The 21,675-nt window shown below is 54.7% G+C and carries 18 protein-coding genes and 1 riboswitch; of the genes, 4 read left to right on the top strand and 14 right to left on the bottom strand.

All coding sequences use genetic code 11. The features are described from left to right. Positions 1 to 38: 38 nt before the first annotated feature. Both ACIPUG_RS06250 and ACIPUG_RS06245 read right to left on the bottom strand, forming a co-directional pair. On the bottom strand, positions 39 to 425 hold the full coding sequence (locus ACIPUG_RS06250; RefSeq protein WP_400337903.1) for a hypothetical protein: 387 nt from the start codon (positions 423 to 425) through the stop codon (positions 39 to 41). Further along, complete coding sequence (locus ACIPUG_RS06245) at positions 385 to 1,011, bottom strand: DUF4062 domain-containing protein (RefSeq protein ID WP_400337900.1); 627 nt, start codon at positions 1,009 to 1,011, stop codon at positions 385 to 387. Before ACIPUG_RS06245 ends, ACIPUG_RS06250 begins: the two co-directional genes overlap by 41 nt. Positions 1,012 to 1,227: 216 nt before the next feature. Between ACIPUG_RS06245 and tnpA the strand changes: the two genes are divergently transcribed. Beyond that, on the top strand, positions 1,228 to 1,665 hold the full coding sequence (gene tnpA / locus ACIPUG_RS06240; RefSeq protein WP_400337965.1) for an IS200/IS605 family transposase: 438 nt from the start codon (positions 1,228 to 1,230) through the stop codon (positions 1,663 to 1,665). A 73-nt stretch (positions 1,666 to 1,738) separates the two neighbouring features. Here the strand turns inward: tnpA and ACIPUG_RS06235 are convergent, their stop codons facing one another. Then, a complete protein-coding gene (locus ACIPUG_RS06235; protein WP_400337898.1) occupies positions 1,739 to 2,005 on the bottom strand; it encodes a hypothetical protein in 267 nt (88 codons plus the stop codon). A 595-nt stretch (positions 2,006 to 2,600) separates the two neighbouring features. After that, positions 2,601 to 2,697: riboswitch (TPP riboswitch) on the top strand. A 37-nt stretch (positions 2,698 to 2,734) separates the two neighbouring features. On the opposite strand from ACIPUG_RS06235, the gene thiM reads away from it, so the two are divergent. The 3 genes from thiM to psiE all read left to right on the top strand — a co-directional run bounded on the left by thiM (position 2,735) and on the right by psiE (position 4,945). Then, positions 2,735 to 3,529, top strand: coding sequence for a hydroxyethylthiazole kinase (gene thiM, locus ACIPUG_RS06230; protein ID WP_400337896.1), 795 nt, complete (start codon positions 2,735 to 2,737; stop codon positions 3,527 to 3,529). Continuing rightward, a complete protein-coding gene (gene thiD, locus ACIPUG_RS06225; protein WP_400337893.1) occupies positions 3,526 to 4,329 on the top strand; it encodes a bifunctional hydroxymethylpyrimidine kinase/phosphomethylpyrimidine kinase in 804 nt (267 codons plus the stop codon). The genes thiM and thiD overlap by 4 nt, the downstream gene beginning before the upstream one ends. Before the next feature lie 208 nt (positions 4,330 to 4,537). Beyond that, entirely contained in the window at positions 4,538 to 4,945 is a 408-nt protein-coding gene (gene psiE / locus ACIPUG_RS06220) for a phosphate-starvation-inducible protein PsiE (protein WP_010279946.1), read from the top strand. Positions 4,946 to 4,973: 28 nt separating this feature from the next. Here psiE and yegS read toward each other — a convergent pair whose 3' ends face one another. The 11 genes from yegS to ACIPUG_RS06165 all read right to left on the bottom strand — a co-directional run bounded on the left by yegS (position 4,974) and on the right by ACIPUG_RS06165 (position 21,645). Next, complete coding sequence (gene yegS, locus ACIPUG_RS06215; protein WP_039498491.1) at positions 4,974 to 5,873, bottom strand: lipid kinase YegS; 900 nt, start codon at positions 5,871 to 5,873, stop codon at positions 4,974 to 4,976. Between the two features lie 428 nt (positions 5,874 to 6,301). Continuing rightward, the gene (gene yegQ, locus ACIPUG_RS06210) at positions 6,302 to 7,663 is read right to left on the bottom strand and encodes a tRNA 5-hydroxyuridine modification protein YegQ (protein WP_205532588.1); all 1,362 of its coding nucleotides are present in this window, start codon (positions 7,661 to 7,663) and stop codon (positions 6,302 to 6,304) included. 194 nt (positions 7,664 to 7,857) lie between these two features. After that, the gene (locus ACIPUG_RS06205) at positions 7,858 to 8,817 is read right to left on the bottom strand and encodes a glutathione S-transferase family protein (RefSeq protein ID WP_039498489.1); all 960 of its coding nucleotides are present in this window, start codon (positions 8,815 to 8,817) and stop codon (positions 7,858 to 7,860) included. A gap of 171 nt (positions 8,818 to 8,988) precedes the next feature. Continuing rightward, positions 8,989 to 9,540 (bottom strand): GNAT family N-acetyltransferase, encoded by a 552-nt coding sequence (locus ACIPUG_RS06200; protein WP_014916171.1) that lies wholly within the window; start codon positions 9,538 to 9,540, stop codon positions 8,989 to 8,991. Positions 9,541 to 9,594: 54 nt separating this feature from the next. Beyond that, on the bottom strand, positions 9,595 to 10,248 hold the full coding sequence (locus ACIPUG_RS06195) for a Vat family streptogramin A O-acetyltransferase (protein ID WP_400337888.1): 654 nt from the start codon (positions 10,246 to 10,248) through the stop codon (positions 9,595 to 9,597). A 21-nt stretch (positions 10,249 to 10,269) separates the two neighbouring features. Next, entirely contained in the window at positions 10,270 to 10,998 is a 729-nt protein-coding gene (baeR, locus tag ACIPUG_RS06190; RefSeq protein ID WP_400276216.1) for a two-component system response regulator BaeR, read from the bottom strand. A gap of 25 nt (positions 10,999 to 11,023) precedes the next feature. After that, a complete protein-coding gene (baeS, locus tag ACIPUG_RS06185) occupies positions 11,024 to 12,391 on the bottom strand; it encodes a two-component system sensor histidine kinase BaeS (RefSeq protein ID WP_400337885.1) in 1,368 nt (455 codons plus the stop codon). A 7-nt stretch (positions 12,392 to 12,398) separates the two neighbouring features. Then, complete coding sequence (locus ACIPUG_RS06180) at positions 12,399 to 13,799, bottom strand: MFS transporter (RefSeq protein WP_400337883.1); 1,401 nt, start codon at positions 13,797 to 13,799, stop codon at positions 12,399 to 12,401. Between the two features lie 411 nt (positions 13,800 to 14,210). Next, positions 14,211 to 17,291 (bottom strand): multidrug efflux RND transporter permease subunit MdtC, encoded by a 3,081-nt coding sequence (mdtC, locus tag ACIPUG_RS06175; protein WP_400337880.1) that lies wholly within the window; start codon positions 17,289 to 17,291, stop codon positions 14,211 to 14,213. Further along, complete coding sequence (locus tag ACIPUG_RS06170; protein WP_400337877.1) at positions 17,288 to 20,410, bottom strand: MdtB/MuxB family multidrug efflux RND transporter permease subunit; 3,123 nt, start codon at positions 20,408 to 20,410, stop codon at positions 17,288 to 17,290. The genes mdtC and ACIPUG_RS06170 overlap by 4 nt, the downstream gene beginning before the upstream one ends. Further along, on the bottom strand, positions 20,410 to 21,645 hold the full coding sequence (locus ACIPUG_RS06165) for an MdtA/MuxA family multidrug efflux RND transporter periplasmic adaptor subunit (protein ID WP_400337874.1): 1,236 nt from the start codon (positions 21,643 to 21,645) through the stop codon (positions 20,410 to 20,412). Before ACIPUG_RS06165 ends, ACIPUG_RS06170 begins: the two co-directional genes overlap by 1 nt. Positions 21,646 to 21,675 lie beyond the last annotated feature (30 nt).

Here is a 21,675-nt window from a genome sequence, read left to right as displayed (position 1 = left end):
ATTAAAAATTATTAGTGCTAGGGTTATTTGTTTACCTGTTATTTCTTTTCTTTGGATTTTTTTATTTTTGCTTTTTCAACGTAAGCAAGTAGTTTTGTTCCTAGTTCAGTTGCAACATATCTACGGTATCTTACGCCTGTAACTTTTTCATTTTCCATTAATCCGTGAATTTTGAGCATAGGACTTATTTCGTAAAACAAATAATTATCCCAGTCCTTCATGCTGATATCGTTGGTTATACCGTTAACAAATGAATCTTTGAATGTAACGAAGATATTGAGTAGGTTTGTCTCAATGTCGGTATCTGATTTTATTTTCTTATGGGGTATGGTTATTTTTATTTCATTGAGAACTTCAGCTAGTTCTGTAAATTCTGCATCTTTGTTATTTATTAGTGATTTTATTTTTTTTATCTTTGCTTTCAATATCAGATTTTAACTTTCTGTTTTCTTCATTTAATTTTTTAATTTCTTCAGCTAAATCATGAGTGTCAATGATTTCATCCGCTGAAACCCAGCCCTTAAGTTTTCTGTTTGCGCTGAAGTCAGACAAGCTCTCATGAACACATAATCGTATATCTTTTTGATCTTCAAAGAAAGATGACATATTTGATAGTACTTTTCTTTTGAATTCAGCTAAAGACTTAGGTTCGTCTCGTTCAAGAAAATCAGTACCATGCTCTTTAACTTTTCGCTCTAGAACGTCATCTTTAATTACAACAGCAAACAGAGGTTTCCCTTTTTCCACCGCATAGTCATACTCTAACTCTGTATAACTTTTACCTGATGTAGGCTCTATCGAACCATAGCGGCCACCAAGTATTAACATATATACATCAGATTCATCGATCCAATTTTTTATAATATCCATTTGAGAACGATCTGCGGCTGTAAACAACTCCATCCCTGCGGGAATGTGGCCTGCTTTCAGGATTGCGCTTACTGCTGCTTGTCTTTCTTCAATCAGGTCAGTAAATGTACTGGATACAAAAACCTGTAACTTTCTTTTCATTATTAACCTTTGCTGTGTCTAAGATATACAAAGAATATGCACTTTGGAAAACTACTTCAGCTACAAGTAATGAGGAGGTTTCCCTCCTCATTTAGTTGTCAGCCTTAAACCACCTCCTCGGGAGGTGGTGATTGTCCCTGTGAGGCTATAGCCTGAAGGAAGCCCATGCCAGAAAATTCCAGCTTACTCACCACAAGTAAGAAGGAAATCACTGACATGAGCAGTTATAGAAGTTCAGCACATGTGTTTTGGCGTTTCAAATACCACTTGGTTTGGACCCCAAAATATCGCTACAAGATTTTAACGGGCACAGTAGGGAAAGAGCTTTACCGTTCGATTTACATACTTTGCAATATGAAAGATTGCGAGATATTGGAACTAAATGTTCAACCAGACCATGTTCATCTTGTAGTGATGGTTCCACCGAAACTCTCAATTTCAACGCTAATGGGCGTCCTGAAAGGGCGCACTGCTATTCGTCTCTACAATAAATTTCCGCATATAAGAAAGAAACTGTGGGGTAATCACTTTTGGGCTAGAGGATACTTTGCGGACACGGTGGGAGTGAACGAAGAAATTATCAGACGTTACGTGAGGCATCAGGATAAGAAAGACCAAGAGTACGAACAGCAAATGGAGTTATTGCAGGATTAAAACGGACAAGGCCCCCTTTTAGGGGGCCCCACTTAAAGCCACCTCTTCAAGAGGTGGATTTTTACTCCGACTGTTAACCAACAGAGCGGTAGGAATCACGCATACCATCACGATAGCCTTCAGCAAATGCTGCTTGTGGGCTTTTATGGCGTACAGTACCCGCTTGGCTATCAGGTAAAACATGCAAATTTACCCAGACTTGTTCCGTTCGAGATAAACCTGATTGGTAGCCTTGATCGTAGGCACAGCCACAACATTTATGCCGCCCCTCACCGCCCTGGTCATCTGGCAGGTTAATGAAAGTTGTATTGTATCGATGAGGCTTATTACAGATTGTCATGTGTAGCTCCTCATGAGCACTAATTGGTATTTACATGACCATCCAAGCTCGGCACAATCAAACTGTAGAAATGAAAGTGAGGCTAACAAACGTTATGAGTCTGCAAACTCATGGTGGTCATGCTTCATAAGCCGGGTTCACAATTTGTGAATCCGGTTTTTTTATGCCTGTCATTAATGCGTTATCTATATGTAGTGTATTAATTTCATTAAGACACTACATGCTGGGTATTTTAGTTGAGATTCTTTTGAGTGCAAGGCTTGATTTTGAGGTTAAATTTAGGTTGCGAAAGGTTAAGAAATGCGCAACCCTTGTCTGGCAAGGCTTACGACAATGTCAATAATTCACAAAAAAATAAAAATTTGATCGAATGAAGATTTCTTTGACGAAAGGATATAACTTGCTGATTCTTCAGAGTACCTGTGGTGGTATCAGTCAGGTACTGTTTGGAAACCAGAACCTTGTTTAGTCCACTGCTTGTGGATAAGGTCAATACCCGTTGGGCACAAGCGTGATTGGATGTCCATTTACAATACCTCCTACTGGCATTATCCTGATCACCGATTAATAAAAAATTAATCGCAACATTTTGATTTTAAATGACTCGGGGTGCCCTTCTTTGTGAAGGCTGAGAAATACCCGTACCACCTGATCTGGATAATGCCAGCGTAGGGAAGTCACGGTATGCCCCACCGGTTGCCGCCTTCTTCCACGCCGGTTGGGAGACTTATGAACACGCGACCCACCGACTTTTCTGCCGCTCAGGCAGCAACATCACTCACTCAATTCCGTTCTGCCGCGCCGCTGGTGCACTGTCTGACCAACGATGTGGTGCAATCTTTTACTGCTAATGTGCTGCTGGCACTGAATGCGTCGCCTGCGATGGTGGTCGATCCTGAAGAAGCCGCGCAGTTCAGCACAGTAGCGGATGCGCTGCTGATTAATGTCGGAACGCTGGAGCGCTCGCGTGCTGAGGCGATGCGGGCGGCGGTAAACAGCGCCCACCAGGCGAATACACCGTGGGTGCTTGACCCGGTTGCGGTAGGCGGTTTGACCTTTCGTACTGAATTCTGTCGTGAATTGCTAGCAGGGAAACCCGCGGCGATTCGCGGTAATGCGTCTGAAATTATGGCACTGGCGGGGTTATCTGCACTGGGACGGGGCGTGGATAGCGCTGATGATTCGCTGGCGGCGCTCCCTGCTGCACGCGAGCTGGCTCTGCAAGTGGGAACGATTGTTGCGGTGACCGGCGTGGTGGATTATGTCACGGACGGTGAGCGAGACATCGCGATAACCGGTGGCGATAGCATGATGACGCGCGTGGTCGGAACGGGCTGTGCGCTGTCGGCGGTGGTCGCGGGTTTCTGTTCTTTAGAGGGGGATCGTTTATCGCACGTGGCGGCAGCGTGCTATGTCATGGCGTTAGCGGGTCAGCAGGCGGCTTCGGTGTCGCAAGGCTCGGGGAGTTTTATCTCCCATTTCCTCGATAGACTTTATACCCTGCGCGCGGAGGATCTGGCATGAAGCGTATCAATGCGTTGACGATTGCGGGCACCGATCCGAGCGGCGGTGCGGGTATTCAGGCGGATTTAAAAGCCTTTTCTGCGCTGGGCGCTTACGGCACCTCTGTCATTACTGCGCTGGTGGCGCAAAATACGCGCGGCGTGCAGTCCGTCTACCTGATTGAACCGGATTTTGTCGCAGCACAGCTGGATTCCGTGCTGAGCGATGTGCGTATCGACAGCGCCAAGATTGGGATGCTGGCACAGACCGATATTGTTGAAACCGTTGCCGAGCGCCTGCGTCGTTACGCGGTGCCTTTTGTTGTGCTGGACACCGTGATGCTGGCGAAAAGTGGCGATCCGCTACTTGCGCCGGAGGCGGTGGAATCGATCCGTCGTGAACTGTTGCCGCTTGTGTCCCTGATTACGCCTAACTTGCCGGAAGCCGCCGCGCTGCTGAATACGTCACCTGCCGCTAACGAGCGGGAAATGCGTGAGCAGGGAGAAGCGCTGCTGGAGATGGGCTGTCAGGTGGTGCTGATGAAAGGCGGTCACCTCAGTGAAGCGGAAAGTCCGGACTGGCTGTTCAGTCGACAGGCTGAACCGCAGCGCTTTAGCTCTCCGCGCGTGAATACACGCCATACGCACGGCACTGGCTGCACGCTGTCCGCCGCGCTGGCGGCGCTGCGACCGCGTCACGATAGCTGGGGGGAAACGGTCAAGGCAGCGAAGGACTATTTACAGCAGGCACTACAGCAGGCCGACACGCTGGAGGTCGGGCACGGCATCGGCCCTGTTCATCACTTCCATCGCTGGTGGTAAATATTATATGCCCTCAATTCTTCGCACTGCCGGCTTCCTGCCGCCTGAAATATGGCGGGTATAAGTAAATTGACTTGTACTTTGTGTGACACATTTGCCAGTAATTTCAAAGTAAATTAAGCGTCTTCGGCATAGACAGTGCGTGAACGTCCGGTTACTTTGCTGTGAAATCTTGGCGTTAATGTGAAATAGGGTGTGGGGATAACATATGGCAGGTTCTGCTCGCAGTGCGATGGCTGCCAAGGCGCTTCAGACGATACTCAATATCGGCCTGCTGGTGCTGGCGATCATTTTGGTGATTTTTTTAGTCAAGGAAACGTTCCATCTGGCGAAAGTGCTGCTGATCTCCAACGAGAAAGATTCCTCTTATCAGCTGATAGAAGGCATTGTGATCTATTTCCTGTATTTCGAGTTCATTGCGCTGATCGTGAAGTATTTCCAGTCCGGCTATCACTTCCCGCTGCGCTATTTTATCTACATCGGCATCACGGCCATCATTCGCCTGATTATTGTCGATCACAAAAGTCCGTCGGATACGCTGGTGTATTCCGCGGCGATCCTGCTGCTGGTGGTGACGCTGTACCTGGCAAACAGTAATCGCCTGAAGCGGGAATAGTAGAAACAGGAATAGTCAAAACGCGCCGCTATTCCAGCAGCGAGCATTGCGGTGGCAGCCGACAGTGAATCGCTGCGGGAAGTACCTCGATATGGAAGCGTTTGGCGCTGAGCGGCTCGCCGTCCAGATTAAACGTCATATCGTCTGGGGCGGTGATCTCCAGCCACGGCAGGGTAGCGGAAATCATGTTCTGGTTTTCGCTACCGGTGAACCAGGCCTGCAACATATTCGGCAGCAGCTCGGTTGCCGACAGCACGCTCAGTTCCAGTAGCCCATCGTTGATCAGCGCCTCTGGGCAAAGCTGCTGTCCGCCGCCAGCCTGACGGCCATTCCCCACCGCGATAACCAGCGTATCGCCTGACCAGTGAAAATCTGGCCCGCGAATCTCACAGCGTTCGGCTTGCAGCATGTCCATGCGAAAGAGCGCGTGCAGCACGTAAGACGCACTCCCCAGCGCCGCTTTCATCTTGGCCGGTGTCTCGGTGGTAATGCGGGTGGCGAAACCGCCCGTCGCCATGTTGATGAAATAGTGTTCGTCGTTCACTTTGGCGACATCAATGGCGGTAGCGCGGCCTTTGATCGCCAGTGTTAGCGCGTTGTGCATCTCCATCGGAATTTGACAGCTGGTGGCAAAATCGTTGGCGGTGCCCAGCGGCACAATTCCCAGACACGGACGCACCGCTTCCGGTTGCACCGCTAAGGCGGCGGCGACTTCATTGACGGTACCGTCACCACCGGCGGCGATCACATTATCCGCGTTGAGCTGAATCGCCTCTTCTACATAGCGTTTGGCATCGCCGTATTCCCAGGTCACGCGCACATGCAGCGTATAGCCGTCCTTGCGTAGCTCATCAATGGCTTCGCGAAGTTCTTCATTACCCGCACTTTTTCCATTCAAAATCAGCAGTGTGATTGGATTTTTTTCCATGTCTTATTTCTCTGGCTGCGATGTTGTTAATACAGAAACGTTGCAGTTAATCATAGACACTAAATTGGTAGGCAGATATCAGAAGAGTCGGTGAATGTGTGCGGTGGGAAAATGCGTGGGCGGAAGAAAAAGAAAAGCCAGCTCAAGGGAGATTGAGCTGGCCAAGGAGGTGGTTCCTAGTAGTATCACTACGCTTATTTTTCGTTCTATGTTTTCTCAGCGACGCAATATTAACCACAAGAGCGGCGAATTGATGTGATCTGTTTCTAATATTCGTAAAAAACCCTGAGCTTTGTAACGATACCTTCGGGCAACTGACGCCGTTATTTGCGGCAGGGAAAAGTGATAATAGGGGGGCATATCATAAAGAAAGAATGGCTTACGAAGGGGATAGCCGGATGGTTGGGACATCCGGCTATATTACCGGTTTATTCCACGTTAGGATTGCGCGTGGTGGTGCCCGGCAGATTGCGCAGCAGTAGCGCATAATCCAGCGAGACATCGTCCGGCACGGGCAGATAGACGATATGGCCGTTACCCGGTGCGACATCGGTCGGCTGCCCTTTGGCATTCTGCATAGCGTCGATAGTGAATTGAATATTGCCGTTCGGCGTCATCATCTCCACGCTGTCGCCGCAGGAAAATTTGTTCTTCACATTGACTTCTGCCAGCCCATCGCGGCGTACGCCGGTGAATTCCCCAACAAACTGCTGACGGTCGGAAACGGAATAGCCGTAGTCGTAGTTCTGGTAATCTTCATGCACGTGGCGACGCAGGAAGCCTTCGGTATAACCACGGTGTGCCAGACCTTCCAGCGTTTCCAGCAGCGTTGAATCGAACGGTTTCCCTGCGACAGCGTCGTCAATGGCACGACGATAAACCTGTGCGGTACGAGCGCAATAATAGAATGACTTGGTGCGGCCTTCGATTTTCAGCGAATGAACCTGCATTTGCGTCAGACGTTCAACGTGCTGAATGGCACGCAGATCGCGGGAGTTCATGATGTAGGTGCCGTGCTCATCTTCAAATGCGCTCATGTACTCGCCGGGACGCATGTTTTCTTCCAGCATAAAGACTTTGTCCGTCGGTTCGCCGATGCCCAGTGCAGGTTCAACGTTTTTCACCGCGATAGGTTCGTGCTGATGGACGATATTCCCGACCTCGTCCTCTTTGCCTTCCTGAACCTTATATTCCCAGCGGCAGGCGTTGGTGCAGGTGCCCTGATTCGGATCGCGTTTGTTGATGTAGCCGGACAGCAGGCAGCGACCGGAATACGCCATGCACAGCGCGCCGTGAACGAAGATCTCCAGTTCCATATCCGGGACGTTCTGGCGGATTTCTGCAATCTCTTCCAGCGACAGTTCGCGGGACAGAATCACACGCGTCAGCCCCATTTGCTGCCAGAATTTCACCGTCGCCCAGTTGACCGCGTTGGCCTGAACGGAAAGGTGAATATCCATCTGTGGGAAGTTTTCCCGCACCAGCATAATCAGGCCCGGATCGGACATGATCAGCGCATCTGGCCCCATTTCGATCACGGGTTGCAGGTCACGCAGGAAGGTTTTCAGTTTGGCATTGTGCGGCGCGATGTTAACGACGACGTAGAATTTCTTGCCCAGTTCATGCGCTTCGTTAATGGCTTGCGCCAGCGTCTGATGGTTGAATTCGTTATTGCGCACGCGCAGGCTGTAGCGAGGTTGACCGGCATAAATCGCGTCTGCGCCATAGGCAAAGGCGTAGCGCATATTTTTCAGCGTACCGGCCGGAGAAAGCAGTTCCGGTTTAAACATGGTATCTCTCGATTCTGATCACAAGTCAGGCTGCTCCACGGCGGGAACAGTAAAGGCGGAGGATTCTAGCGCTAATAGGGAGAAATTGCAGTAGACGGCACACGAAACGTAGGCCTATTGTTTGATGTAAATCAATTTTTTGACCTAAATAAAGAATGGCCTGCCATTAATAGAGCAGGCCGGATAAAGCAGGATTAACGCGTCGCGATACGGGATTTTCCGAACGTTTCGCGGTTGTGGAGCTGATATAAATCGACCTGTGGGCCAACTGGCACAATCTGCGTCGGGTTCAGCCAGGCAATACCGTAATAGCCTGCTTTGATGTGGTCGATATTGACCGTCTCCGCAACGCCCGGCCACTGGTACAGTTCGCGCAGGTAGTTCGACAGGTTCGGGTAGTCGGCAATGCGCTTCAGGTTACATTTGAACGCGCCGTGGTAGGCCACGTCAAAACGCACCAGCGTGACAAACAGACGCCAGTCGGCCTCGGTCAACGTGTCGCCGAGCATATAGCGATGGCTGCCAAGATGCTCGTCCAGTTCGTCCAGCGTGGCGAAGAGCGTGGTGACGGCATCGTTATAGTGTTCCTGCGTTTTGGCGAAACCTGTCTTATACACGCCGTTGTTGACGTTGTGGTATACGGTTTCGTTCCAGCGGTCGATCTCAGCGCGCAGCTCCGACGGGTAGAAATCGAGGTGGTTGCCGGTCAGATCGTTAAATTCGCTGTTCAGCATGCGGATGATATCCGCCGATTCGTTGTTCACGATGCGGCCTTCCACCCGATCCCACAGCACAGGGACTGATACCTTTCCGGTATAGTCGGGCACGCTGGCGGTGTAGAGCTGGTGCAGGTAGTTAATCTCACCCACGTGCTCGCCGGCATCCTGCGGGGTAGCAAATTCCCAGCCGTTATCCGCGATGCGCGGGTTGGCAACGGAGAGCGAAATGATGTTCTCCAGCCCTTTCAGTTTGCGGAAAATCAGCGTGCGCGACGCCCACGGGCAGAGATAGGAGACAAAAAGCTGGTAACGACCGGCTTCTGGTACCAGCTCGGTTTGCCGAAATTTGGTTTCTTCACGGTGGAACGCCCCGTTTTTGATCTCTTCCGCCGCGACATCGCCGTTAACCCATTTGCCATTCACTAAGCCTGACATCGTTTTTCCCCTCATCTGTTCTGTTGCAGGTGACCCAAGTCCCGCACGCCGTGCGGGGTGATACCCGTTATTATTGTAGGCTTAAAAGAGTAACAGCCTTGGGAAAAGAGAAAATGACAAAATTTTCATTAAGTCAGACAGTATTTTTGACCAGACTGGGAAGGGGGGTGGCTAACGTTTAGCCGCCAGCAGGCCGTAGAGCGCAGAGTCGGACACCTCGCCGTCGACGATCCAACGCTGTTTCAATAGCCCTTCCTGCGTGAATCCCAGTCGTTCCAGCGAGCGGGCTGACGCCACATTGCGGGGATCGATTTCGGCTTCTAGTCGGCTGAGTCCCGCCGTTTCAAAGGCAAAATCCCGCAGCGCAGAGAGCGCTTCCGCCATATAGCCTTTGCCTTGCGCGCTCGCCGCCAGACAGTAGCCGATTTCGGCGCGTTTAGACTCAATCTCAAGGTTGAACAGCACGCAGGTGCCGATCAGTTCGCCGCTTTCTTTAACTTCCAGACCCAGCTTCATATGCTGCCCGGCGCACAGCGCGCTCCAGTATTCGTCAATTGCGTCGTGCGCCTGCTCGATGCGCTGCCAGGGCGGATGGTTCCAGAAGCGCATCACAACCGGATCGGACATAAAGGCGAACAGCGCTGGCGCATCATCACGATAAAGCGGGCGTAGCAGCAGGCGAGGAGTCTCGATTTTGGTGGTTTCGGAAAATAGCGCAGTCATTATCGTGAAAGCCTCTTTTTCGTGTGGAATGAATTCGTATGGAATGGAAGACGGTTATTCGGACAGATGGCCAGCTTGCAGTGCCGCAATATCGCCCGCTGCGATGATTTCCAGATGACGCGTGATTTTTTCTATCGGCCAGTCCCACCAGCTCAGCGCTTCCAGTGCCTCGATGACGTCCGGCGCAAAACGGACTTTAAGGATTTTGGCCGGATTGCCGCCAACGACCGTATAAGCGGGTACATCGGCGGTGACCACGGCGCGTGACGCAATGATGGCGCCATTTCCAATGCGGATGCCGGGCATGATCAGCGCGTCATAGCCAATCCAGACATCATTGCCGATAAGCGTATCGCCTTTGTAAGGCAGATCGCCGGGCTTGGGCGTCACTTTTTCCCAGCCGTTGCCAAAAATCTGAAACGGGTAAGTCGACAGGCCAGAAAGCCGATGATTGGCCCCGTTCATGATAAATTTTGCGCCACGCGCGATAGCGCAAAACTTGCCGATGACTAATTTATCGCCGAGAAACGGATAGTGGTAGAGCACATTTTGCTCGAAATTTTCCGCACCATCGGGATCGTCATAATAGGTGTAGTCGCCAATTTCAATATTCGGGTTGGTGACAATATTCTTGATGAAACACACTTGGGGGAAACCGGCCATGGGGTAGCGGTTATCAGGGGCTGGTCCGTTCAAAATGGTCTCCATAACATCATAAGGCGCTGGGTGTTACACCTCATTACAGGGCGCGGCTTCCCAGCGATAGCCGATGCCGTATACCGTGCGGATAAATGAGGTCTCTTCGTCCAGCTGTTCCAGCTTGCGACGCAGATTTTTGATGTGACTATCGATGGTGCGGTCGGTCACGACGCGGTAATCGTCGTAGAGTTTATCGAGCAGCGCCTCGCGGGAAAACACCTTACCCGGCTCGGTGGAAAGCGTCTTAAGTAGGCGAAACTCCGCTGGCGTCAGGTCAAGGTTCTGCCCCAGATAGCTGGCCTGAAAACCGCTTTTATCGATCAACAGGGCCGTTTCGGTTTTCTCTGCGGATTTCACGCCGTCATTCTGCCAGCCACAGCGGCGCAACAGCGTTCTGACGCGCACGACCACTTCGCGCGGGCTGAAGGGCTTACAAATATAGTCATCGGCCCCAATTTCCAGCCCCAGCAGGCGATCGATCTCTTCGCTGCGGGCGGTGACCATGATAATTGGCACGTTGGAAAACTGGCGGATGGTACGGCAGAGCGTCAGGCCGTCGCAGCCCGGCAGCATTAAATCCAGCAAAATGAGGGAAGGGGAATGCTGCCGCACCCACTCGACGACATCATTGCCGTTGGGCAGCCAGTGCGTGGCATAGTCCGCTGCCTGAAGGTAATCCACCAGCAGTTGCCCCAATTTGGGCTCGTCTTCGACGATGAGAATCGGTGACGCCATAGCGAAATCGGGTACGGTTGTCATAGCTCTGCTTATTTAGATGTGAATCTTAATCAGGTTCGTGCAAGGGAAGCTCGATGGTAATCATCACGCCCCCTAATGGCGAATGTTCAGCATACAGCCGTCCGCTATGTGCCTCAACGATATTATTGCAGATTGCCAGCCCCAGCCCGGAGCCGCCGCTGGCGCGGTTACGCGAACTTTCCGCACGGTAAAAGCGTTCGAAAATCAGCATGAGCTGCTCGTCGGTCACGCCGGGGGCGCTGTCCTGCCAGATAATCGCCCAGCGTTTATGCTGCTGAATAACCGCAATGGTCAACTGACCCTGCTCATCAGTGTAGCGCAGGCTGTTTTCCAGCAAATTGTTAAACAGCTGACTTAGCCGGTCTGGATCGCCAAAGACGCTCGCCTGCGCGGGTAAATCGGTGGTGAGCGTAATCTGCTTTTTCTGGAAACGTTCATGAAACGCGGCGATAGCAATATGCAGAATTTGCACCACGTCTACAGGTGCTTTGCGGTAGGCCAGCGCCCCACGATCGGACAGAGTGAGCTGATGCAGGTCGTCCACCAGTTTGGTGAGCGTCGTGACCTCAGACTGGAGCGAGTGCAGAGAATGCGAGTCGGGCTTGCGCACGCCATCCTGCAAGGCTTCCAGCTCGCCACGCAGCACCGCCAGCGGCGTACGCAATTCGTGGGAGACATCGGCCATAAACGCGCGGCGAGACTGTTCGTTTTTTTCCAGCGTGATGGCAAGCTGATTGAAATCCTGTCCCAGCCTGCCCAGTTCATCGTGCGAGCTGGCGGTTACACGGGTGCTGAAATCGCCCGAGGCCAAACTGTGCATGCCGCTGACCAGCCGCTTGACGGGCGCCAGCAGGCCACGCGCGGTCAGCCAGGTGGCTATGATCGCGAGCAGCGTCGAGAGCGCGACAATCAGCCAACTGGTGCGCTGCTGCTGCCTGTCGAAACTGATGTCGGCGTTGCGGGTCAGGCGCTCAACGGGCGACGCCACAATCCAGCCGACCGTCTGGTTTTGTACCTGAATCGGCTGCCAGGTGCCTTCATTCGGGATGGGTGCCGGAGAGCCGAACAGCTTGCGTTTGCCGGTATCCAGCACCCACAGGCGCACCCGCAGCCCCTGCATACTGTTGTCGGTGTCGTTGTTCTGATCCAGCGAGTGCAGCATCTTGAACACCAGACGCTCATCGTTGCGCAGGAATGACCAGTCGCCGTGCAGCTGATATTGCTCCGCCAGCGCATCGCGTAGCTGCATGACCCGCTGCTCGTTGCCACGCTTAATGTAGTCGATAAAGCCTCGCTCGAAGCTGGCGCGCACGCCCCAGTGCATAGTAATCAGTACCAGCATGCAGGTGGCGAAAATCGCGAGGAACAGTTTGGCGGTGATTCCGAATTTCATGACGACCTCACGATTTACGCGGCAGCGTTGACTGCTTGACGCTGTCCGCCGGGACGCGGTTAAAAATCAACACGGGCAGGGCGATGATGACGATCATGCTGAGATAGGTATAAATAAACACCATGTGCGTTTCTCCGCTTCCCGCCGCCATGTGCGGCTGGGAAAACATGCCCAGCAGAATGCCTGCGATGCTGACGCCGAGGCTGGTGGACAGCTGCATGGTCATCGATAGCAGGCTATTCCCGCCGCTGGCGAGCGTATCCGGTAGATCCTTCAGGGTTAGCGTGTTCATGGTGGAGAAGCGAACGGCGTTCACCGTGCCGAGGAAGAACAGCACAATCGGGATCATCCAGATCCATTTCATCAGCGCGACCAGAGCGAACAGCGCCGTGACCAGTGCCAGCAGCAGCGTGGAGACAATCAGCACGCGGCGGTAGCCGAGTCGGTTAACGACCTGCACCACGATCCGCTTCATACCCATGCTGCCTAGCACCATCGGCACCATCATCAGCCCGGCGTGGAACGGAGAAAAGCCCATTCCCAACTGTAAAAACAGCGGCGTCATAAACGGTAACATACCGCTGCCGATGCGTGCTAATAGCCCGCCGCTCAGGCCGATAGAGAAGGTCGGCGTGTCGAACAGATGCAGATTAAACAGTGCTCGTTTGTTGTGACGGGCGTGCAGCCAATAGCTTAATAGCGCGATTAGCCCGATGGCGATTAACGCAAAAATGGCAAGCGGCGGAATGCCCAGACTGCGGTTGCCGTCCAGCGCCAATGTCAGCGTGGCCATACCGACGGCAAGCCAGAGGAAGCCGCTGATGTCAAAGCGCTGCGTCCGCATGGTGTAATTGGGCATCAGGAACCAGGTGGCTAGTGCGCCGATAATGCCAACAGGCAGGTTGATGAGGAAGATCCAGTGCCAGCTGGCGTATTCCACCAGAAAACCGCCGAGTGCCGGTCCCATTAGTGGGCCAATCTGGCCGGGCAGCGTCACGAAGGTCATCGCCGCCATATACTGATCGCGCGGGACGATTTTCATCACCGTCAGCCGGCCGACCGGCACCATCATCGCACCGCCGATCCCTTGAATAACGCGCGAGGCCAGCAGCTCATTCAGCGTCTCTGAACGGGCGCACAGCAGCGATCCCAGTGTAAATAGCAGAATCGCGGTGAAAAAGATGTTCTTCACGCCGATACGATCTGCCAGCCACCCGCTGGCTGGCAGCATCACTGCGACGGTCAGCACATAGGAAACAATCACCGAATGCATATGCAGCGGGCTTTCATTCAGACTCGCGGCCATCGAAGGCAGCGCGGTATTCACGATGGTGGTATCCAGCGTCTGCATAAAAAAGCCAAAGGCAACAATCCAGAGCTGCCAGCGGACAGAGGCGGAATTCATCATGTTTCAGATTCCCCCTGATTAAGTGATAAATGGATAGCTGGTGAATACATATGCCGACACCCGATTGTGTAACTTGTTCTTTTGGCTAGGTTTCGTGTGCTGAGTATTTCCCTTGGCGTAAATTATGCAGAGGGAAAGGCAGACTCTCGGATAAGCGGCATGGATGCCGCGCAAGCCGATGCCGCGTCGGGAACGCGTCAGCGGCGGTCCGCAAAGAGGATGCTTTTCCCGAAGGCACCGCACAGCGGCATAATTTCCCGCCAAAAAAGCCAGGGTTCCAAGGGCGACGGCAATTGAGCCGCCCTTGGTCGGGCGCGTCGGGGCGCTACTAGAAAAATGGTGAAGCTTGAGCGCACGAAACATCCCCATAAATAACATATTAATTAGATAGTTGACGGTAATTCTATTTCGTCACGACAGTGACAAATCCTTCTCCGGTGCTTTGCGCCGAATATTCCTCAGCTTGTCGAAAAACAGATACACCACCGGAGTGGTATACAGCGTGAGGATTTGGCTCATCACCAGCCCGCCGACAATCGTGATGCCGAGCGGTTGACGCAACTCCGCACCGTCGCCGCTGGTCAGCACCAGCGGTAGTGCGCCAAACAGCGCGGCTAACGTGGTCATCATTATCGGGCGGAAACGGAGCAGGCAGGCCTGAAAAATGGCGTCCTGCGCGCTCAACCCACCGCTGCGCTGTGCCACCAGCGCGAAATCCACCATCATGATCGCGTTCTTCTTCACGATCCCAATCAACAGCATGATGCCAATCAGCGCCACCAGACTAAACGGCGCACCGAACCACTCCAGCGCCAGCAGTGCGCCCACGCCCGCCGAGGGTAGGGTGGACAGAATCGTCAGCGGATGCACGTAGCTCTCATACAGCACGCCGAGCACGATATACACGGTGATAATCGCCGCCAGAATCAGCAACAGCTGGGAAGACTGTGACTGCTGGAACGCCTGCGCCGTACCAGAGAACTGGCCGCGTACCGCTGACGGCACGCCCAGCGACGTCATGGTTCTTTCTATTGCCGCCGTCGCGCTGGAAAGATCGGTGCCTTCCGGCAGGTTAAAAGAGATCGTCGAGGCGGCGGACAGCCCCTGATGGTTCACCGACAGCGGGGCGTTGATCGGCTTCCAACTGGCGAAGTAAGAGAGCGGAATAGGCTTACCTTCGTTATTGATCACGAACATTTTATCCAGTGAACTGACGTCCTGCGTGTAGGCGTCGTCCACTTCCATCACCACCTTATATTGGTTTAGCGGCTGGTAAATGGTCGAAATCTGACGCTGTCCGAAGGCGTTATTGAGCAGCGCGTTAGCGGCAGAAACGCTGATGCCGAGCTGCGCCATCGCATCGCGATCGTAGGTGAGCGCCATTTCCGCCCCTTTATCCTGCTGATCGGAGTTCACGTCGGCCAGCTCAGGCAGTTTGCTGAAAGCCGCACGAATCTTGGGTTCCCAGACGCGCAGCTCGCTCAGATCGTCAGACAGCAGCGTGTACTGATACCCGGCGTTCGCTTCCCGCCCGCCGATGCGAATATCTTGCACCGGCATTAAAAACAGGTTAGCACCGGGCTCTTTTGCCAGCTTGACGCGCAGGCGGCTGATCACCTGCTGTGCCGACACATCGCGCTCGGACAGCGGCTTAAGCGAGATAAACATCGACCCGCTGTTGGTGCGCGATCCGCCGGTAAACCCGTTCACGTTATCCACCGCCGGGTCGCTGCTGACAATGGTCATGAAGTTCTGGAGTTTCACCGTCATGGCCTGAAAAGAAATGCTCTGGTCGGCTTGAATGAAGCCCATCAGCCGTCCCGTATCCTGCTCCGGGAAGAAGGTTTTCGGAATGCTGATATACAGCCAGACGTTGAGCGCGATGGTGCCCAGCAGGAGCAGTAACACCCATCGTGCATGGTTGAGCACCCATTTCAGCGAGCGCCCGTAGCCTTGTTGCATCGCCATCAGGACGCGGTTAAAACCGCGCTTGCGCGGCTGGCTGCGTTTGGGCACGGCACGCAGCAGTCGTGCGCACAGCATCGGCGTGAGCGTGAGTGAGATCAGCAGCGAAATCATGATCGCCACCGACAGCGTGACGGCGAATTCACGGAATAGCCGCCCCGGCAAGCCGTCCATCAGCAGGAGTGGGATGAACACCGCCACCAGCGACAGACTCATGGATAAGACGGTGAATCCCACTTCGCGCACGCCCTGAAGCGACGCCTGTAGCGGTTTCATGCCCGCTTCGATGTGGCGGGAAATATTCTCCAGCACCACGATGGCGTCATCCACCACGAAGCCGGTGGCGATGGTGAGCGCCATCAGCGACAGGTTATTCAGGCTAAAGCCGCACAGGTACATCGCCGCAAAGGTGCCGATCAGCGACACAGGGACGGCTAATGCCGGAATAGCGGTTGCGCGGCCGGAACGCAGAAACAGGAAGACGACCAAAATAACCAGCGCGACGGCGATAATCAGCGATTGCTCGACTTCCGCCAGCGAGGCGCGAATGGTGGGCGAACGATCCTGCGCGACATCCAGCTGTATTTCGGCGGGCAGGCTGGCGCGCAGTTCCGGCATCGCGGCGCGGATATTGTCTACCGTGGTAATAATGTTGGCATCCGGCGCGCGGCGAATCATCACCAGAATCGCCGGTTTCGAGTTTGCCATCCCCGCGTTACGGGCGTTCTGCACCGAATCTTCTACCGTGGCGACGTCACTCAGGCGGACGGCAGCGCCGTTTTTGTAATGGATAATCAGCGGCGCGTAGGCATCGGCGGTTTTGAGTTCATCGTTGGTTTTTATCTGCCAGCTTTTCTGGTTGTTTTCCACATTCCCTAGCGGCTGACGCACGTTTGCCTGCGCGATGGCCTGCCGTACCTCATCAAGGGAAATACCCTGATTAAACAGCGCCACCGGATTCAGCGCGACGCGCACGGCGGGGAGCGAACTCCCGCCGATAGAGACATCGCCGACGCCTTCCATCTGCGAAATTTTCTGCGACAGCTGGGTAGACGCAAAGTCGTACAGCTGCCCCTGACTGTAGGTATCCGAGGTCAGCGTCAGAATCATGACGGGGGCGTCGGACGGATTGACTTTACGGTAGGTCGGGCGGCTGGACATGCCGGACGGCAGCAGATTCTGTGCGGCGTTAATCGCCGCCTGTACATCACGCGCCGCGCCGTTGATATCGCGATCGAGATTAAACACCAGAATAACGCGCGTGCTGCCGAGCGAGCTGGTCGACGTCATTTCGTTCACGCCTGCGATCCTGCCGAGTGCGCGTTCCAGCGGGGTGGCGACGGCAGACGCCATGGTTTCCGGCGAGGCACCGGGCAGCGAGGCGCTGACCGAGATCACCGGGAAATCCACCTGGGGCAGCGGTGACACCGGCAACAGGCGGAAACCCAGTACGCCACAGAGCGCGATGGCCAGCGTCAGCAGCAGGGTGGCGACGGGGCGGTGGATGAACAGGGCGAAGAACTTCACTCGGTTTCTTCCTCCTGACGCGGCACACGGCGGAAACGCGTCGCCAGACGATCAAACAGCAGGTAGATCACCGGTGTGGTAAACAGCGTCAGGATTTGGCTCATGATCAGGCCGCCGACCATACAGATCCCCAGCGGCTGGCGCAGCTCCGCACCGACGCCGGTACTCAGCATCAGCGGCAGCGCACTGAGCAGCGCCGCCATGGTGGTCATCAGAATTGGCCGGAAACGCAGCAGACAGGCCTGATAAATCGCGTCGTACGGTTTCATGCCCTGTTCTCGCTCTGCCGCCAGCGCGAAGTCGATCATCATGATGGCGTTTTTCTTCACGATCCCGATGAGCAATATGATCCCGATAATGGCGATCACATCCAGTTCATTCCCCGCCATCATCAGCGCCAGCAGCGCGCCGACGCCCGCCGTTGGCAGCGTAGACAAGATGGTGATCGGGTGAATAAAGCTTTCGTACAGCACGCCGAGCACAATATACATCGCGACAATCGCCGCCACGATCAGCCAGACGGTGCTGCTCAGCGCCGACTGGAACGCCAGCGTACTGCCCTGAAAGCGAGTGGTGATATCCGCCGGCAGGTTCATCTGCTGCTCGGCCTGCGTGATGGCATCCACCGCTTCGCCCAGCGCATAGCCTTTAGCGACGTTGAAGGAGATCGTCGTCGACGGGAACTGGTCGATATGGTTGATCGCCAGCGGCCCCTGACGTTCTTCAACGGTGGCAATGCTGCTGAGCGGAATGGTTCCGCCGTCGCTGCTGATGAGGCGCACGTCGTTCAGTGCGTCCAGACCGGTGTTATTCGTCGTATCGTGTTCCAGCACCACGCGATACTGGCTGGCCTGCGTATAGATGGTGGAAACCAGTCGCTGACCAAAGGCGTTGTACAGCGCGCTGTCGACCTGCGACATCGTGATGCCCAGACGGCTGGCGCTGTCGCGGTTTACGTTGACGTAGGCGACCGCTGCGCCGTCTTGCCAGTCGCTGCTGACATCTTCTAGCTGCGGCAGCTTTTTCAGCTCGGTCATCAGCTTGGGCACCCACTGGCTCAGCTCGTCCAGCGACATCGCCTGCAAGGTAAACTGGTACTGCGTGCGGCTGATTTGGGTGTCGATGGTGAGATCCTGCACCGGTTGCAGATACAGTTGGATGCCGGGAATCTGTGCCGTTTGCTGTTGCAGGCGGCTGATGATCTCTGGAATACGTTCGCTGCGCTCACTGAGCGGTTTCAGGTTGATTTGCAGTCGGCCGCTGTTTAGCGCGGCATTCGTGCCGTCAACGCCGATGAACGAGGACACGCTCTCCACCGCCGGATCTTTCATGATGATGGATGCAACGCGCTGCTGGCGATCGGCCATATTGCTGAACGAGACCGTCTGCGGTGCCTGCACAGTGCCCTGAATGATGCCGTTATCCTGTATCGGGAAGAAGCCTTTCGGGATCCAGATATAGAGCAGAATCGTAAGCAGCAGCGTACCGAGCGCGACGCTAAGCGTCAGCCATGGATGGTTCAGTACCTTGCGCAGCCAGACGCCGTAGGCATCGATCAGGCGAGTGAAGAAACGTTCGCTGGCGCGGGTAAAACGGTTCTGTTTACGCAGCGACTGATGGCTCAGCATTCGAGCGCACATCATCGGCGTGAGCGTAAGCGACACGACGGCGGAAATCAGGATAGACACCGCCAGCGTGACGGCAAATTCGCGGAACAGGCGTCCAACGATATCGCCCATAAACAGCAGCGGGATCAGCACAGCGATGAGCGAGAAGGTCAGAGAGATAATGGTGAAGCCGATTTCCCCTGCGCCCTTCAGCGCCGCGTGAATCGGCTTTTCCCCTTTTTCGATATAGCGGGCGATGTTTTCAATCACCACGATGGCATCATCCACCACGAAACCAGTGGCGATGGTCAGCGCCATGAGCGTCAGGTTGTTGATGGAGAAGCCGAGGAAGTACATCGCGGCAAAGGTGCCAATCAGCGACAGCGGCACGGCGATGCTGGGGATCAGCGTGGCGACGGCGTTACGCAAGAACAGGTAAATCACCATCACGACCAGCGCGATAGCTAACAGCAGCTCGAACTGGACGTCTTTCACCGAGGCACGAATGCTGGTGGTGCGGTCGGTCAGCGTGGTGACCTCGACGGAGTTAGGCAGGCTGGCTTTCAACGCGGGCAGCATCTTACTAATGCTGTCCGTGGTTGTGATGACGTTGGCACCCGGCTGGCGCTGAACGTTGATAATGATCGCCTGCTGTCGATTCGCCCAGGCACCGAGATGAATGTTCTCGGCGGCCTGCTCAATCGTTGCGACATCCTGAAGCCGCACCGGCGCGCCATTCTTCCATGCAACAATCAGCTTGCGGTAATCATCAACGGATTTCATCTGATCGTTGGCGGAGAGCGTGACCGAGCGCGTCGGGCCGTCCAGACTTCCCTTGGCGGAATTCACGTTGGCTGCGGTAATCGCGGTGCGGATCGTTTCGCTGGTCAAGCCGTACGCTGCCAGCGCAGGCGCGTTCAGCCTTACCCGTACCGCCGGACGTTGCCCACCGGCTAACGACACCAGTCCGACGCCCGCCACCTGCGAGATTTTCTGCGCGATGCGGTTGTCTACCATGTCCTGCACTTGTGTCATCGACATGGCGCTGGAGGTGACGGCCAGCGTCATAATCGGCGGATCCGCCGGATTCACTTTGCTGTAGGTTGGCGGGTAGGGCAGATCGTTAGGCAGCAGGTTGCTGGCCGCATTGATGGCGGCCTGCACGTCCTGTTCGGCGACGTCCAGCGATAGCTCAAGCTGGAATTGAAGCGTGATGACGGATGCACCGCCTGCGCTCTGCGTCGACATCTGTTTCAACCCAGACATCTGGCCGAACTGCCGCTCCAGCGGCGCGGTAATCGCCGAGGTCACCACGTCGGGGCTGGCACCGGGATACAAGGTAATAACCTGTATCGTCGGGTAATCGACTTCGGGCAGGGCGGAAACTGGCAGCGCCCGATAGCCGATAATACCGGCCAGCAAAATAGCGATCATCAGCAGCGTCGTGGCAACCGGACGCAGAATAAACAGGCGTGACGGCCCACCGCCGCTGGCTGGAACGGTATCCTGCATCAGGATTTCTCCCCGGCGATGGCAGGCGTTTTCTCCGTCAGCGCTGAGGGCACGACTTCCACTTTCGCGCCTTCGGTCAGGCGGTCGATACCGTCAGTCACGACCTTCACATCGGCGTCCAGCCCCGCAGTCACTACAACCAGCTGGCCGTACTGAATGCTGGTGGTAACCTGGCGCTTACTCACTTCATTTTTATCATTCAGAATCCAGACGAAGCGGCCTTCATTGCCCATTTGTACGGCGGCGGACGGTGCGACGACGGCGTTTTTCAGCGTGTCGACCTTCATGCGGATATTCACGAACTGATTCGGGAACAGGGCATCATCCAGATTGTCAAAACGCGCCTTGAGCTTGATCGTGCCCGTGGTGGCGTCGATCTGGTTGTCCATGCTCAGCAGGATGCCCTGTGAGAGTTTCGTTTGGTTGGCGCGATCCCAGGCTTCCACCACGGGCGGCTGACCGGACTTCTGCGCACTCAGAATCGTGGAGATTTCCGCTTCTGGCACGGTAAAGACAACATCGATAGGGTAGGTCTGCGTAATCACGACAATACCATTGGTGTCGCCGCTGGTGATGTAATTCCCCACATCGACCTGCTTTAAACCGATCCGACCGCCGATTGGGGCGGTAATTTTGCTGTAATCCAACTGGAGCTGTGCGCTGGCTACGGCACCTTCATCGGCTTTTAGCGTCCCTTCCGCCTGACGTACAGCGGCGGTCTGTGCATCTAACTCCTGACGGGAGATCAGGTTGGTTTTCACCAACTGCTGATAGCGCGCTAAATCTTGTCGGGCATTAGCCAGTGCGGCCTGATCTTTTGCCAACTGTCCCTGTGCCTGCGTCAGCTCAACCTGAAAAGGACGGGGGTCGATTTCTGCCAGCAGGTCGCCAGCCTTAACCTGTTGCCCTTCCTGAAAGTGCAGTGCCATCAACTGACCGTTCACCCGACTGCGTAGCGTCACGGTATTGGCTGCCGTCACGGTGCCTAAACCGGACAGATAATAGGGCACGGAAGCGGACTGCGTCATCGCCGCCTGCACGGGGGCTAGTGTGCGCATAGCGGCACGGCGTCCACCGCCACTGCTGTTGCTTACCGAATGTGACGTACGGGCGGCGTGCTGTTCACCCGCACCGGAGGTGGCAGGCGACGTCTGGGTAAAATGGCGCCAGATCAGTACGGCAATAGCGATAACGGCGGCAAGTACCAGCAGGCCTCGGATACGTTTGGCATTCATAGTGATGGATTACTCTCTTCAGGTTGCGCG

Source organism: Pectobacterium sp. CHL-2024, from assembly GCF_044751765.1.
GTDB lineage: Bacteria > Pseudomonadota > Gammaproteobacteria > Enterobacterales > Enterobacteriaceae > Pectobacterium > Pectobacterium brasiliense.
Note: the sequence above shows the minus strand (reverse complement) of the source record. Positions and strands in the feature narration are given on the sequence as shown.

Bases quoted from the DNA above. Each gene is read 5' to 3' on its own strand.
- ACIPUG_RS06245 (WP_400337900.1), bottom strand. From the start codon at position 1,011: ATGAAAAGAAAGTTACAGGTTTTTGTATCCAGTACATTTACTGACCTG.
- tnpA (WP_400337965.1), top strand. From the start codon at position 1,228: ATGAGCAGTTATAGAAGTTCAGCACATGTGTTTTGGCGTTTCAAATAC.
- ACIPUG_RS06235 (WP_400337898.1), bottom strand. From the start codon at position 2,005: ATGACAATCTGTAATAAGCCTCATCGATACAATACAACTTTCATTAAC.
- thiM (WP_400337896.1), top strand. From the start codon at position 2,735: ATGAACACGCGACCCACCGACTTTTCTGCCGCTCAGGCAGCAACATCA.
- thiD (WP_400337893.1), top strand. From the start codon at position 3,526: ATGAAGCGTATCAATGCGTTGACGATTGCGGGCACCGATCCGAGCGGC.
- psiE (WP_010279946.1), top strand. From the start codon at position 4,538: ATGGCAGGTTCTGCTCGCAGTGCGATGGCTGCCAAGGCGCTTCAGACG.
- yegS (WP_039498491.1), bottom strand. From the start codon at position 5,873: ATGGAAAAAAATCCAATCACACTGCTGATTTTGAATGGAAAAAGTGCG.
- yegQ (WP_205532588.1), bottom strand. From the start codon at position 7,663: ATGTTTAAACCGGAACTGCTTTCTCCGGCCGGTACGCTGAAAAATATG.
- ACIPUG_RS06205 (WP_039498489.1), bottom strand. From the start codon at position 8,817: ATGTCAGGCTTAGTGAATGGCAAATGGGTTAACGGCGATGTCGCGGCG.
- ACIPUG_RS06200 (WP_014916171.1), bottom strand. From the start codon at position 9,540: ATGACTGCGCTATTTTCCGAAACCACCAAAATCGAGACTCCTCGCCTG.
- ACIPUG_RS06195 (WP_400337888.1), bottom strand. From the start codon at position 10,248: ATGGAGACCATTTTGAACGGACCAGCCCCTGATAACCGCTACCCCATG.
- baeR (WP_400276216.1), bottom strand. From the start codon at position 10,998: ATGACAACCGTACCCGATTTCGCTATGGCGTCACCGATTCTCATCGTC.
- baeS (WP_400337885.1), bottom strand. From the start codon at position 12,391: ATGAAATTCGGAATCACCGCCAAACTGTTCCTCGCGATTTTCGCCACC.
- ACIPUG_RS06180 (WP_400337883.1), bottom strand. From the start codon at position 13,799: ATGATGAATTCCGCCTCTGTCCGCTGGCAGCTCTGGATTGTTGCCTTT.
- ACIPUG_RS06170 (WP_400337877.1), bottom strand. From the start codon at position 20,410: ATGCAGGATACCGTTCCAGCCAGCGGCGGTGGGCCGTCACGCCTGTTT.
- ACIPUG_RS06165 (WP_400337874.1), bottom strand. From the start codon at position 21,645: ATGAATGCCAAACGTATCCGAGGCCTGCTGGTACTTGCCGCCGTTATC.